Genomic DNA, 12,437 nt, shown 5'->3' with positions numbered 1-12,437 from the left:
CCGTAACGCCCAGCAATAATGCGGCATGACCGGCTTGCCTCCATATTTCGTTGTAAAAAAAAGAAAAAACGCCGAATAACGCCAGAAAAATCCCTGGGTTATTCGGCGCTTTCAGGCAACCGACAGACCGTTTTCAGGAAGCGGGTTTTTCACCGTACCAGCGAGGTGTGTAGACCCATTCGCCACCACCGGCACGGGGAAATGCGCAGGTGGTAGACGAGCCGATCAACACCATGGTGCGCATGTCCACTTGATCCGGCGTCAGTTGCCCCAGCGTGGTGACACGCAGGGTCTGCCCCGGGCGACCGATATCGCGGCCCAGCACCACCGGCGTTTGCGGCGTGCGATGCAGGGCGATGATTTCCAGGGCACGCCCCAGTTGCCACGGCCGCGCACGCGAGATCGGGTTGTAGAACGCCAAGGCCAGGTCGGCCTGGGACGCGAGGTCCAGGCGTTTTTCGATGATCGACCAGGGTTTGAGGTTATCCGACAGCGACATCACGCAGAAGTCATGGCCCAGCGGTGCGCCCGCCTGGGCGGCAGTGGCCAGGCTGGCCGAGACCCCGGGCAGGATTTCCAGGTCGACCTGATGCCAGGCCGGATCGCTGGATTCGTGCAGCGCCTCGATCACCGCAGCCGCCATAGCGAACACACCCGGGTCACCGGAGGACACCACCACCACCGAGCGACCTTGGGCCGCCAGCTCGAAGGCGTGGCGGGCCCGCTGCATTTCTTCGCGGTTATCGGTGCAGTGTTGCACTTGATCATCGCGGAACGGGCCGGCCATGCGCACATAGGTTTCGTAACCCAGCACATCGGTGCAACGCGCCAACTCAGCCTTCACCGCAGGCACCATCAACTCGGCGGCACCGGGGCCGAGGCCGATCACGGCAAGGCGGCCACGAACACGACCGATCTGCGACAACTCCAGCGGCTGTTCAGCCACGCTGACCACGATATCGGCGTCCTGGCAAACGCTGGTAAAACGCAACGGCACACCCAGCGCCAACGCCGCCTCATGCAGCGACGCTTCGGCCATCTGCGTTTCGCTGGCCAGCAGGCACGCCAGGGATTGCACGGCCAGACCCGCTTCATGCAACGCCGTGCGTACACGCTCGGCCAATTGCGCGCCGGGTTTGCAGGTCACACTGACGGTCTTCGGGTAGATCAGCAATTCATTGGCGGTGGGTTGGCGCTCGGCACTGCCGACATGAATCGCCAGGCGCGCTTGTGGGTCCTGCGGCAAGTTGGCCTGGTCCAGCCAAGGCGCTGCGCCTTCGATGCGCACGTTTTCACCGGCCAGCAAGTCGGAAACGAAACGCTTGCCCAACTCCAGGTCGGCCAGCTCATAGCCCTGCGGCGGGTTGAGCAGGCAGGTGCCAAAACGCAGTTCGCCACTGGTGGTGATCGCAGCGGCCACGTTCAACGCGGCAGCAATTTCGCGCGCCATGACGTTTACACCGCCAAGGCCCCCCAGCAACGGCACTACGGCGCTGCCGTCTTCAGCCACGGCCAGCACGGCCGGCTCTTCGCCTTTTTCCAGCAGCAGCGGCGCCAGGGTGCGGATCACGATACCGGCCGCGCACAGCGCAATCAGCGGCGTGCCTTGCTGGTACAACTGGCGCAGGGTCGTGCCGAACTCGCTATAGGCCTGGTCAGCACCTTCAACGCGTCCGGCAAGACCGTGGATCAGCGCCTCGGGATAAACCTGTTGGATCCTGCGCGCAGTGGCCAGGCTGCCCTGGCCCAGAATGACAATCGCCGGGTTCATCAACCTTGCCACCTTTCACCCGGCACGATGATCAGCGAGAAATAGGGCGAAGACGCCGGGTCGACCTGATCCAGCGGCACGATCTTCTGGTTGGCCATGGTGGCGCGCTCCACATAGAGGGCACGCTCGGCCAGGCCGAGTTCTTCGAGCACCAGGCGCACTTTCGGGAAGTTGCGCCCCAGCTTCATGATCACCGCCGCGTCGGCGTCGGCCAGGCGGCGCTTCAGGTCTTCATGGGGCAACACGCCCGAAAGCACCGACAGGCTCTGGTTGCGATACACCAGCGGCGCCCCCAACACCGAGGCGCCGCCGAGCATCGAGCACACGCCGGGGATGACTTGCGCTTCGTAGCGTTCGGCAAGTCGGTCATGCAGATACATGTAGGAACCGTAGAAGAACGGGTCGCCTTCGCAGATCACCGCCACATCGCGACCGGCATCCAGGTGCGCGGCAACGTCGACACTGGCAGCGTCGTAGAAATCGCTGATCACCTGCTCATAGGACATCGGCGCCGGCAGTACCTCGGTGGTCACCGGGTACACCAGCGGCATCAAGGTCTGTTGCGGCACCAGGTGATCTTCGATGATGCCGAAGGCATTGCCCTTCTTGCCCTTGGCCACGAAGTACGCCACCACCGGCGATTCGCGCAGCAGGCGCAGGGCCTTGAGGGTGATCAGTTCCGGGTCGCCGGGGCCTACGCCCAGGCCGATCAAACGTCCGCGTGCCGGCATTATTCGACCTCCGTGGCCAGGGCATTCACCGCAGCGGCGGCCATCGCACTGCCGCCCAGGCGGCCCTGCATGATCACGAACGGCACGCCACGGCTGTCCGCCGCCAGCATCGCCTTGGATTCGGCGGCGCCGACAAACCCGACCGGAAAGCCAAGGATCAAGGCAGGTTTAGGCGCACCGGCATCGAGCATTTCCAGCAGGTAGAACAACGCGGTCGGCGCATTGCCGATCACTACTACGCTGCCTTCCAGATGCGGGCGCCACAGCTCCAGCGCGGCGGCGGAACGGGTGTTGCCCAGTTCACGCGCCAGCTCCGGCACGCTGTCGTCGCGCAGGGTGCAGATCACCGGGTTATTGGCCGGCAGGCGCGCACGGGTCACACCCTCGGAGACCATCCGCGCATCACACAGGATCGGCGCGCCAGCGGCCAACGCATCGCGCCCGGCCTTGCCCGCGCCTTCGGAAAACTGCAGGCCGTCGATGGCCTCGACCATGCCGCACGCATGAATCACCCGCACCGCGAGTTTCTCCAGGTCGGCCGGAATGCGCTCCAACCTGGCTTCCGCGCGAATAATGGCGAAGGAGTTGCGATAGATCTCCTGACCGTCGCGGATGTAATCAATCATCGGTGTTGCTCCGTGGACGAGCGCGCAACAGGGCGCCCGCCGCTTCAATGGAAAGGGTGCGCGCGTGCAGCCGGCCGAAACCGGGCTGGGCTGCCTCGCGGAAATAGAGGTCGTAGTGGCCGGGGCTCACCGCCAGCAAGGTGACCGGCGCGACATGCGCGGCGGCACAGGAACGGGGGCAGCCGGACAGGTGCACGTCATGGCCGGGGTTCAGCGCAGCCAGTTGCACGGCGTCAGCCTTGGTGTCGGCCAGGGCCTTGCCGCAACCGCTGGAACCCGTGCAGGCGGTCATGCGCGCCAGGGGTTGGTCGATGGAGCAAAGGAAGCCCAGTTGCGCCAGGCGCTCGGTCACGGCGTGCGGTTTTTCGATGTTGGGCAACAGCACGCCTTGCCAAGGGGTGAAGCGCAAGGTGCCGTCGCCGTACTCACTGGCCAGGTGTGCGGCGCCTTTGAGCATCGTCGCGTCCAGGCGCCCCAAGGGTGCGATGACGGCGACGTAGAACTGATTCCTTTGAACCTGTGGATAAGTGCCGAGGTGCAGCAAAGCCCCGCTGGGCGGGCGTTTGAAGCCTTCAGCCGACAGCAATGGCAGGCGCAGATGCCCCAGCAAGTTATCCACAGCCAAATGCCGCATGCGGGTTTGTTCCGGGCCGGCCAGTTCGAGGAACGCCTCCAGCACGGCCACCACCAGCGCATGACCCTGCTCGAGCGGCACGGCGGCCAGCGGCGCATCCAGCCCCGGGCAACCGGCCAGGCCAAAGGCGAGGAGCGTCTGGCCATTGCGGATAAAGGCCGACAGCCACAGGTCGTGGTGATGTTCGAGCATCGCCAGGGCTTCGCCGCCATCCAGTTGTACGGCGAACTTGGCCGACAGTTCATGGAAACGGGGATGGTTTTGCAGGGTGGCGAGCATCTGCTCAGCCAACGGGCGGGTGTCGAACAGCATCTGCGGGTCGATCCCGGCGCTGGGGCTGAGCATCAGGTTGCGTACATCGTCGCCGGCGGCGTTGTCGGGACCCAGGCCTGCGGCCAGTAGCAGGGCGATCAATGCCTGCTCTTGGGCACCGATCCCGCGAATCTGCAGGTTGGCCCGGTTGGTCGCCTCAATCACCCCGCCCGCATGGGCCTGGGCCGCGTCCGCCACGGCATGGGCTTGTGTAGCGCTGATCGAACCACCGGCCAACTTGATCCGGCAAATGCCGCCGTCCAACGCCTGGACAATGCGCAGCAACCCCGGACAAGCCGAGGGGCGCAAGGTATTCACAGCGGGCGTTGGGTTCACGGGGCTACCGGTTGGTGGGTAAAGGCGCGGTATTATGCCTGCTTTGTCCGGCGGCATGAAAAGCCTGCCCGTCGGATGTCGTTCAAGGAATTCATATGTCGCCCTGGCTGACGGTTGTAGGCATCGGAGAAGACGGCTTCAAGGGACTGGGCAGGAACGCCCGGCATGCCCTGTTGCACGCCACGCGGATTATAGGCGGCCAGCGCCAGTTGGACCTGTTGCCGGTGTGTATCCGAGGCGAGCGCCAGGTGTGGCCGAGCCCGTTTTCCCTGGAACCGGTGCTGGCGCGGCGCGGCGAGCCGGTGTGCGTGCTCGCCAGCGGCGATCCGATGTTCTATGGCGTGGGGGCCAGCCTGGCACGGCAAGTGCCCGCTGAAGAGTTGCTGATTTTACCGGCGCCCTCGTCGGTGTCCCTGGCGGCGGCGCGGTTGGGCTGGCCGTTGCAGGACGTGGTGACGTTGTCCGTGGTGGCCCGACCGTTGGCCGCGATCAACGCGCACCTGGCCAGTGGCGTGCGCTTGTTGGTGCTGAGCAATGACGGTCGCAGTCCTGGCTTGATTGCCTCGTTATTGGCGCAGTCCGGTTTCGGCCAGAGCCGGTTGAGCGTGTTCGAGCACTTGGGCGGCCCGGATGAGCGGCGTATCGAAGGTTTGGCGGATGAGTGGCAGCACGCCTGCGTCGCCGATTTGAATCTGCTCGCCATCGACTGCGTCGCCTCTGGGGCAACACCGCGCCTGTCGCGCCTGGCAGGCCTGCCCGACTCAGCCTTCAAGCACGACGGCCAACTGACCAAGCGCGATGTGCGCGCCATGACCCTCGCCCGCCTCGCCCCCATGCCCGGTGAATTGCTGTGGGACGTGGGCGCGGGCAGCGGTTCCATCGGTATCGAGTGGATGCGTGCGCACCCGAGCTGCCGCGCGTTGGCGATTGAAGCCGATGAAGGTCGCCAAGGCCTGATCGAACACAACCGCGACGCCCTTGGCGTGCCCGGGCTGCAACTGGTTCGCGGCAAGGCGCCCGAGGCGTTGAGCGGCCTGGAAGCCCCGGACGCCATCTTCATCGGCGGCGGCGTCACCCGCAACGGCGTGCTCGATACCTGCTGGCAACACCTGCGCCCCGGTGGTCGGCTGGTGGCCAATGCCGTGACCCTGCAAAGCGAAATGACCCTGATGAACTGGCGTGCCCAGCATGGCGGCGAACTGACGCGCATCCACGTGGCGCAGGCGCAGCCGTTGGGGGAATTCGATACGTGGCGCCAGGCGTTGCCGATTACCTTGCTGGAAGTGGTCAAGCCGCTATGAAACGCATCCTGCTGTTGGGTGGCGTGACTGAAGCGCTGGCCATTGCTCGTACGCTGGGCCCGGAACCTATCTACAGCCTGGCCGGGGTTGGGCGCGTTCCCACCGACCTGACCTGCCAGGTGCGGGTCGGTGGTTATGGTGGTGCCGAGGGCTTGGCGCGATTTGTTCGGGATGAAGGGATTGGGCTGATTGTCGACGCGACCCATCCATATGCCGCGCAGATCAGCCGCAATGCCGCCGAAGCCGCGCGCGCGTGCGGCGTGCCTTGCTGGGCATTGCGCCGACCGGCGTGGCAGCCGCAAACGGGGGATGACTGGCGTGAGGTCAGTGATTGGGCTTCGTTGATTGAAGCGTTGAAGCCCTTCAAACGCCCGCTGTTCACCTTGGGCCGCGAGCCGTTGCAGCATCTGGATGAAATCCCGCCGGAGCAGTTCTGGACGCTGCGCGCGCTGGATGTGTACCCGGGGAATGCGCGGTGTGAAGTGATTGGCGCGCGCGGGCCGTTTTTGATTGCGGATGAGCGTGCGTTGTTCGAGCGGCGCGGCATTGATGTGCTGATCAGCAAGAACAGCGGGAGCACGGCAACGGAGCCGAAGTTGGAGGTGGCACGGGAGCGTGGGGTGCCGGTGCTGGTGTTGAAGCGGCCGGTGTTGGCGATGGTAGATCGAGAATTCACTACTGTGCCTGCGGTACTACAGGCAATCGCCACTCTCTAAACACCATCGATTCAGTGTGGAAGGGGGCTTGCCCCGATTACGGTGTATCAGCCTAAACATCTGTGACGGGTCCATCGCCATCGGGGGCAAGCCCCCTCCCACATTTAGAACGGCATCATCATGCAGCGCTTTTCGTTTGCCCGGCAGCATCGTGTACACGCTCCGCAAGCAACTGCGCCAGCTCAATCAACTGCGCGACGCCGAGCAATGCTTCGCGTGGCGCGCCTTCCAGGTTGAAGGCAATGTCACAACTCAGCGCATTGGCTGAGGCCAGGGTTTCGCTGAGGTTGACCAAAAGGTCTTCACTGCTGATTCCATCGGACACGGTGAAAAGCCGGACGGGTCCATCCCTGAGGGCTCGCCATTACTGACAAGATCTGTAAGCCACCCTCAACTCGACCTGCCGAACAGACGATTAGCGAACACATGATCGCAAATTCCGAGTTTGCGGACGCACTCAGCGTTGAAGCCGAAGCCCTGAAATCGGATGAACCTGAAGTAGCAGCGCGATTAAACCAATGGCTGGAAAAGGCCCAATACCTCCATGACAGAAAGACAGGATTCACTCGTTTCGACGCCGCTGACTATCTCCTAACGCAAAAAGATATGGATGCTTTCCTCGAAGCCTGCATCGAAGAGGACCCAGGCGATGGTTCTTTGATCAAAATAGGGAGAGACGACATTGCTCGCGCAACCCGCAGGCTCAACACCAAGCGATAGCCGAACACTGGCAAAATGTGGGAGGGGGCTTGCCCCCGATGGCGGTGTGTCAGCCACTGGTTTGTTGGCTGGGCTGGCGCTAGCGGTGGCAAGTGAATCGTTGCACCAGCCCTCCCACATTTGAACTGTGCAGCTTTGAAGATCGGCATCCACTCGATTAACCGTCTATCCTCAAACCCGTCACTGCGACACCAAACCACACCGCCCCTTTTTACTTATCCCTACCGATCAGGCTAAATACCCGCCTGATCGTTTAACCCTACGGATTGTCCGCCATGGCCCGTCAACGCTTTGCAATTGCCTGGATCGCCTGCCTTGCAGTGCTGTTCAACGCCTTTGCCATGCCGATGGCCAGCGCAATGCAACAGTCCAGCGACCCGGTCCGGCAATTGCTGTGGGGCAGTTTCTGTTCCTCAAATGGCGCAAGCCTCAAGACCATCGCCCTGGGCAAGCTGGAGATCCCGGCGCCGCAGCAGGACGATCATTCCACCATGCAGCATTGCTGGTGTTGCTCGGGCTCGGCACCGTTGGTGGCGTTGCCGGGGCATGTGCCGCAGTTGTATCTCACCCAATTCAATACTTCACAGCGCTTGCCGCCGCCCCGGCCGCACAGCCCGCCCCCGTGTCAGCAATGGCCAAGCCTCAACCCCCGCGCCTCTCCAACGGTTTGATCTTCTTCGCAAGTGAACTGCGTTTAGAACCGTTCTGGAGAACTGCCATGCTCAAATCTTCCCTGCTTCTGGCTGCGTTGTTGCTGCCGGTGTTCAGTGCTGCCAATGCCGATGACTACAAGGCCGGCGACCTGCTGGTCAGCGATCCCTGGTCCCAGGAATTGCCACCGAATGCGCCAACCGTCGCGGCGTACTTTGTGATTCACAACACCGGAGAAAGCCCGGACCGCCTGCTCAGTGTCGACACCCCCGTGGCAGACAAGGCCGAGCTGCATGAGCATGTAATGCAGGGCGACCTGATGAAGATGCAGCAGGTGCCCAGCGTCGCCGTACCGGCCAAGGGCGAGCTGACCTTCGCGCCCATGGCGTATCACGTCATGCTGCTGGGCCTCAAGGACCGCAGCCTGCTGGCCGACGGCAAGCAATTCCCGCTGACCCTCACCTTCGAAAAAGCCGGCAAGGTCGAGGTAGAAGTGTCGGTGCAGAAAGTGCCGCCGATGACCACCCACGAGCACAAGCACGCCCAATAGGCTGACACTCGATGGGCGCCCCTCGCGCCAGGTTGTCTCCACATTCGCGTATGAAGCGCGGCAGTTGGATCAGCCTGTTCGCCATGCTGATGATCTTTATCGGTCCGCTGATTTCCCAAGCGATGCCGATGGACCATCACGCCGGTATGTCGATGGACATGCCAATGGACCACGGCGCCTCCCATCACCCCAAGGCGCCTGACGAACACCACGCCCTCTGGTCCAAGTGCGGCTATTGCGACCTGCTCTATAGCTGCCCCGCCCTGCCCGGCGGCGTTTCAATCTTCACCCTGAGCAGCCCGCCGCCAGCCAGCGCCCTTACCCCCGCCACACGCCTGGGCCATGCCCGGCAGAGCATCTTCCCCGGCGCCCGCAGCCGCGCGCCGCCAATCGCTTCGTAAGCACTTAACACCGTTACTTCACACCGGCCGACTTTAGACAGACAGCCGCAGGCTGCTGGCCGTGTTGTTTACGATTGCTAGATGGAATGTGTCATGTCCAGGTTTCCTGCTGACTCCCGTATGGGATATACCCCTGTGCTCGCTGCCCTGTGCGGCGCGCTGCTTGCCCCTCACGCTCAGGCCGATGAACACGCCGAACATGAGCTGACGCCCACCGTGATCACGGCGATCGCCCCCAGCTCACCGCTGACCGTTATCACCAACCCCAAAGACCCACGCCAACCGGTGCCCGCCAGCGATGGCGGCGACTACCTCAAGACCATCCCCGGCTTCGCCCTGGTGCGCAATGGCGGCACCAATGGCGACCCGGTGCTGCGCGGGATGTTCGGCTCACGCCTGAACATCCTCACCAACGGCAGCATGATGCTCGGCGCCTGCCCCGGCCGCATGGACGCCCCCACCTCGTACATCTCGCCCGAGACCTACGACAAGCTCACCGTGATCAAAGGCCCGCAAACCGTGCTCTGGGGCCCGGGCGCATCGGCCGGCACCATTCTGTTCGAGCGCGAGCCGGAGCAGTTCGGCGAACTCGGCACACGTCTCAACGCCAGCGTGCTGGCCGGTTCCAACGGGCGCTTCGACAAGGTCGTCGACGCTGCTGCCGGCGGGCCGCTGGGCTACGTGCGGGTGATCGGCAACCAGGCCCACGCCGATGACTACAAGGACGGCAACAACGACACCGTCGCCTCGCGCTATGACAAATGGAATGGCGATGTGGCGGTCGGCTTCACCCCCGACGCCGACACCCTGCTGGAACTCACCGCCGGCCGTGGCGATGGCGAGGCGCGTTATGCCGGGCGCGGTATGGACGGTTCGCAGTTCCTTCGCGAGAGCCTGGGGCTGCGCTTTGAAAAGTCCAATATCGGCGAGGTGCTGGATAAGGTCGAGGCCCAGGTCTATTACAACTACGCCGACCACGTGATGGACAACTACAGCCTGCGCACGCCATCCGGCACCGGCATGATGGCGGGGCCCATGGCGTCCAACGTCGACCGGCGCACCCTCGGCGCACGTATCAAGGCCACCTGGCGCTGGGCCGATGTGCAACTGATCGGCGGCCTGGACGCGCAGACCAACGAACACCGCCAGCGCAGCAGCATGGGCATCGACACCTACAAGGACTTGCCCCGGGTCGAGGACGCCAACTTCCACAACTACGGCCTATTCGGCGAACTGACCTGGTACGCCGCCGACCGCGATCGCCTGATCACCGGTGCGCGGCTGGACCGCGCTTCGGCCAAGGATTTGCGCCAAACCAGCGGCTCGGGGATGATGACCCGCCCCAACCCGACCGCCGACGACACCCGCGCCGACACCCTGCCCTCGGGCTTCGTGCGTTATGAACACGACCTGGCCGACAGCCCCACCACCCTCTACGCCGGCCTGGGCCACTCGGAGCGCTTCCCGGATTACTGGGAGCTGTTTTCCCCCAACACCGGCGCGGTCGGTTCGGTGAATGCCTTCGACGGCGTGAAGCCGGAGAAAACCACCCAGCTCGACTTCGGCGCGCAGTACAAAGCCGACGATCTGGAAGCCTGGGCCTCGGGGTACATCGGCCGGGTGCAGGACTTCATCCTGTTCGACTACAGGCCCGGCATGACGGGCACCACCTCCCAGGCCCGCAACGTCGACGCCCGCATCGTGGGCGGCGAATTGGGCGCGGCCTACAAGCTCACCCGTAACTGGAAAGCCGACGCCACCCTCGCCTATGCCTGGGGCAAGAACAGCAGCGACGGCAAGGCGCTGCCGCAAATGCCACCGCTGGATGCACGCCTGGGCCTGACCTACAGCGAAGACGACTGGAGCGCCGGTGCGTTGTGGCGTGTGGTCGCGGCGCAGAACCGCATCGACCAGAACAAAGGCAATGTGGTCGGCAAGGACTACGACAAGAGCGGCGGCTTTGGCGTGTTCTCGCTGAACGCGGCGTACCGCATCAACAAGCACTTCAAGGTCAGCACCGGCGTCGACAACCTGTTCGGCAAGGCCTATGCCGAACACCTGAACCTGGCCGGCAACGCCGGGTTCGGCTACCCGGCGAGTGACCCGCAAGCCATCAAGGAGCCAGGCCGAACACTCTGGACCAAAGTCGACATGAGCTTCTAAGAGCATCGCGGGCAAGCGCCCTCCCACACTTTTGATGTTGTGAACACCATCAAATGTGGGAGGGGGCTTGCCCCCGATGACGGCCGACCAGACACAAAAAACTCAAAGCCTTGCGGAGCCCAATGATGAGCACTCAAAAAATATCCTTCTACAACCTGGCCTGGCGCTGGCACTTCTACGCCGGGCTCTTCGTCGCCCCTTTCATGGTGCTGCTGGCCCTGACCGGCATCATCTACCTGTTCAAACCCCAGCTCGACCCGCTGATGTACGGCGACCTGCTCAAGGTGCAGAGCGCCGCGCACGCCCTGAGCGCCGACGAGCAACTGCAACGCGCCCAGGCGGCCTACCCCAAGGCCGCGATCAGCAAATACCTGCCCCCCGCCGACGCCACCAGCAGCGCGCAATTCGTGACGCATCAGGACGGCCGCGAAGTGACGGTCTTTGTCGACCCCTATCGCGGCACGGTCCTCGGCGAGCAGGATGCCAAATACAACCTGCAAGCCATCGCCCGCGCCCTGCACGGCGAGCTGATGATCGGCACGGTCGGCGACCGTCTTGTAGAACTCGCCGCCGGTTGGGGCGTTATGCTGGTGGTGTCGGGCCTGTACCTGTGGTGGCCGCGCGGCAAGTCATCAGCCGGTGTTCTATGGCCACGCTTCACCACCCGTGGCCGGGTGTTCTGGCGCGACCTGCATGCGGTCACCGGTTTCTGGGGCGCCTCGCTGTTGCTGGTGATGCTGCTCAGCGGCATGACCTGGACCGGCTTCTGGGGCAAGCAGTACGCCGAGCTGTGGAATCGCTTTCCAGCGGCGATGTGGAACAACGTGCCGCAGTCCGACCAGCAGGCGCGCAGCCTCAATACCGCCAGCCAACAGACCGTGCCCTGGGCCATGGAGAACACGCCGATACCGATGTCCGGCGACCACGCCGAGCATATGAACCACGGCGCCATGCACGCCGCTCCCGCTGCACCCAAAGTGCGCCTGCAACAGGTGGTCGACCTGGCCAACGCACGCCACGTCGAGCCCGGCTACAGCATCACCTTCCCCACCACCGCCGAAGGTGTGTTCACCGTCGCAGTGTTCGCCAACGACCCACGCAACGACGCTACCCTGCACGTCGACCAGTACACCGGCAAGGTTCTCGCCGATGTGCGCTGGGAGCATTACAACCTGGTGGCGCGCGCCACCGAGACCGGCGTGATGCTGCACGAAGGCAAGATGTTCGGCTGGGTCAATCAGCTGATCGTGCTGCTGATCTGCCTGATGATCCTGCTGAGCGCGGTCAGCGGCGTGGTGATCTGGTGGAAACGTCGTCCGGTGGGCGGGCTGGGCGTGCCGCCGCTGCGCCACGACCTGCCGAAATGGAAAACCGCGATGGTGATCATGTTCGGGCTGGCGATCATTTTCCCGCTGGTGGGTGCGTCGTTGATCGTGGTGTGGGTGCTGGACCGACTGGTGTTGGCGCGGCTGTTCGCACAACGTGAATCTGCCTCAGGTTCGACATGAAGTCGGCGAGATGCCCT

At 63.8% G+C, this 12,437-nt stretch carries 13 protein-coding genes; 8 read left to right on the top strand and 5 right to left on the bottom strand.

What is annotated here, in order from left to right; all coding sequences use genetic code 11:
• Positions 1–133: 133 nt before the first annotated feature.
• The 4 genes from cobJ to cobG are packed head-to-tail and all read right to left on the bottom strand — an operon-like array spanning position 134 to position 4,467.
• The gene (gene cobJ, locus LUU92_RS03190; protein ID WP_257103153.1) at positions 134–1,771 is read right to left on the bottom strand and encodes a precorrin-3B C(17)-methyltransferase; all 1,638 of its coding nucleotides are present in this window, start codon (positions 1,769–1,771) and stop codon (positions 134–136) included.
• The gene (locus LUU92_RS03185; RefSeq protein ID WP_071491607.1) at positions 1,771–2,502 is read right to left on the bottom strand and encodes a precorrin-2 C(20)-methyltransferase; all 732 of its coding nucleotides are present in this window, start codon (positions 2,500–2,502) and stop codon (positions 1,771–1,773) included. The genes cobJ and LUU92_RS03185 overlap by 1 nt, the downstream gene beginning before the upstream one ends.
• Positions 2,502–3,128 (bottom strand): precorrin-8X methylmutase, encoded by a 627-nt coding sequence (locus LUU92_RS03180; RefSeq protein WP_071491608.1) that lies wholly within the window; start codon positions 3,126–3,128, stop codon positions 2,502–2,504. The genes LUU92_RS03185 and LUU92_RS03180 overlap by 1 nt, the downstream gene beginning before the upstream one ends.
• Positions 3,121–4,467, bottom strand: coding sequence for a precorrin-3B synthase (gene cobG / locus LUU92_RS03175; RefSeq protein WP_222540900.1), 1,347 nt, complete (start codon positions 4,465–4,467; stop codon positions 3,121–3,123). The genes LUU92_RS03180 and cobG overlap by 8 nt, the downstream gene beginning before the upstream one ends.
• Before the next feature lie 38 nt (positions 4,468–4,505).
• Between cobG and cbiE the strand changes: the two genes are divergently transcribed.
• Positions 4,506–5,711 carry a precorrin-6y C5,15-methyltransferase (decarboxylating) subunit CbiE gene (gene cbiE / locus LUU92_RS03170; protein WP_257103152.1) on the top strand — a complete coding sequence of 402 codons (1,206 nt, stop codon included), beginning with the start codon at positions 4,506–4,508 and terminating at the stop codon, positions 5,709–5,711.
• Positions 5,708–6,427 (top strand): cobalt-precorrin-6A reductase, encoded by a 720-nt coding sequence (locus LUU92_RS03165; protein ID WP_071491611.1) that lies wholly within the window; start codon positions 5,708–5,710, stop codon positions 6,425–6,427. Before cbiE ends, LUU92_RS03165 begins: the two co-directional genes overlap by 4 nt.
• A 118-nt stretch (positions 6,428–6,545) precedes the next feature.
• Here LUU92_RS03165 and LUU92_RS03160 read toward each other — a convergent pair whose 3' ends face one another.
• A complete protein-coding gene (locus LUU92_RS03160; RefSeq protein WP_222540898.1) occupies positions 6,546–6,752 on the bottom strand; it encodes a DUF6124 family protein in 207 nt (68 codons plus the stop codon).
• Between the two features lie 101 nt (positions 6,753–6,853).
• Here LUU92_RS03160 and LUU92_RS03155 point away from each other — a divergent pair, with 101 nt between their 5' ends.
• The 6 genes from LUU92_RS03155 (at position 6,854) to LUU92_RS03130 (ending at position 12,420) form a co-directional block, all read left to right on the top strand.
• Positions 6,854–7,147 carry a helix-turn-helix domain-containing protein gene (locus tag LUU92_RS03155; protein ID WP_257103151.1) on the top strand — a complete coding sequence of 98 codons (294 nt, stop codon included), beginning with the start codon at positions 6,854–6,856 and terminating at the stop codon, positions 7,145–7,147.
• 275 nt (positions 7,148–7,422) lie between these two features.
• A complete protein-coding gene (locus tag LUU92_RS03150; protein ID WP_257103150.1) occupies positions 7,423–7,818 on the top strand; it encodes a DUF2946 domain-containing protein in 396 nt (131 codons plus the stop codon).
• Between the two features lie 47 nt (positions 7,819–7,865).
• Positions 7,866–8,348: a copper chaperone PCu(A)C gene (locus tag LUU92_RS03145; RefSeq protein WP_222540896.1), complete on the top strand. Its 483-nt coding sequence runs from the start codon at positions 7,866–7,868 to the stop codon at positions 8,346–8,348.
• Between the two features lie 11 nt (positions 8,349–8,359).
• Entirely contained in the window at positions 8,360–8,749 is a 390-nt protein-coding gene (locus LUU92_RS03140) for a DUF2946 domain-containing protein (protein WP_071491616.1), read from the top strand.
• A gap of 93 nt (positions 8,750–8,842) precedes the next feature.
• Entirely contained in the window at positions 8,843–10,912 is a 2,070-nt protein-coding gene (locus LUU92_RS03135) for a TonB-dependent copper receptor (protein WP_257103149.1), read from the top strand.
• 125 nt (positions 10,913–11,037) lie between these two features.
• Positions 11,038–12,420: a PepSY-associated TM helix domain-containing protein gene (locus LUU92_RS03130; RefSeq protein WP_257103148.1), complete on the top strand. Its 1,383-nt coding sequence runs from the start codon at positions 11,038–11,040 to the stop codon at positions 12,418–12,420.
• The last annotated feature ends 17 nt before the right edge of the window (positions 12,421–12,437 follow it).

This window comes from Pseudomonas extremorientalis (genome assembly GCF_024584605.1).
Classification (GTDB): domain Bacteria; phylum Pseudomonadota; class Gammaproteobacteria; order Pseudomonadales; family Pseudomonadaceae; genus Aquipseudomonas; species Aquipseudomonas extremorientalis.
This window is presented reverse-complemented; position numbering and strand designations above follow the sequence as displayed.

What these genes read in the sequence shown, in the direction of transcription:
- cobJ (WP_257103153.1), bottom strand. Translation starts at nt 1,771, where the DNA reads ATGAACCCGGCGATTGTCATTCTGGGCCAGGGCAGCCTGGCCACTGCG.
- LUU92_RS03185 (WP_071491607.1), bottom strand. Translation starts at nt 2,502, where the DNA reads ATGCCGGCACGCGGACGTTTGATCGGCCTGGGCGTAGGCCCCGGCGAC.
- LUU92_RS03180 (WP_071491608.1), bottom strand. Translation starts at nt 3,128, where the DNA reads ATGATTGATTACATCCGCGACGGTCAGGAGATCTATCGCAACTCCTTC.
- cobG (WP_222540900.1), bottom strand. Translation starts at nt 4,467, where the DNA reads ATGCCGCCGGACAAAGCAGGCATAATACCGCGCCTTTACCCACCAACC.
- cbiE (WP_257103152.1), top strand. Translation starts at nt 4,506, where the DNA reads ATGTCGCCCTGGCTGACGGTTGTAGGCATCGGAGAAGACGGCTTCAAG.
- LUU92_RS03165 (WP_071491611.1), top strand. Translation starts at nt 5,708, where the DNA reads ATGAAACGCATCCTGCTGTTGGGTGGCGTGACTGAAGCGCTGGCCATT.
- LUU92_RS03155 (WP_257103151.1), top strand. Translation starts at nt 6,854, where the DNA reads ATGATCGCAAATTCCGAGTTTGCGGACGCACTCAGCGTTGAAGCCGAA.
- LUU92_RS03150 (WP_257103150.1), top strand. Translation starts at nt 7,423, where the DNA reads ATGGCCCGTCAACGCTTTGCAATTGCCTGGATCGCCTGCCTTGCAGTG.
- LUU92_RS03145 (WP_222540896.1), top strand. Translation starts at nt 7,866, where the DNA reads ATGCTCAAATCTTCCCTGCTTCTGGCTGCGTTGTTGCTGCCGGTGTTC.
- LUU92_RS03140 (WP_071491616.1), top strand. Translation starts at nt 8,360, where the DNA reads ATGGGCGCCCCTCGCGCCAGGTTGTCTCCACATTCGCGTATGAAGCGC.
- LUU92_RS03135 (WP_257103149.1), top strand. Translation starts at nt 8,843, where the DNA reads ATGTCCAGGTTTCCTGCTGACTCCCGTATGGGATATACCCCTGTGCTC.
- LUU92_RS03130 (WP_257103148.1), top strand. Translation starts at nt 11,038, where the DNA reads ATGAGCACTCAAAAAATATCCTTCTACAACCTGGCCTGGCGCTGGCAC.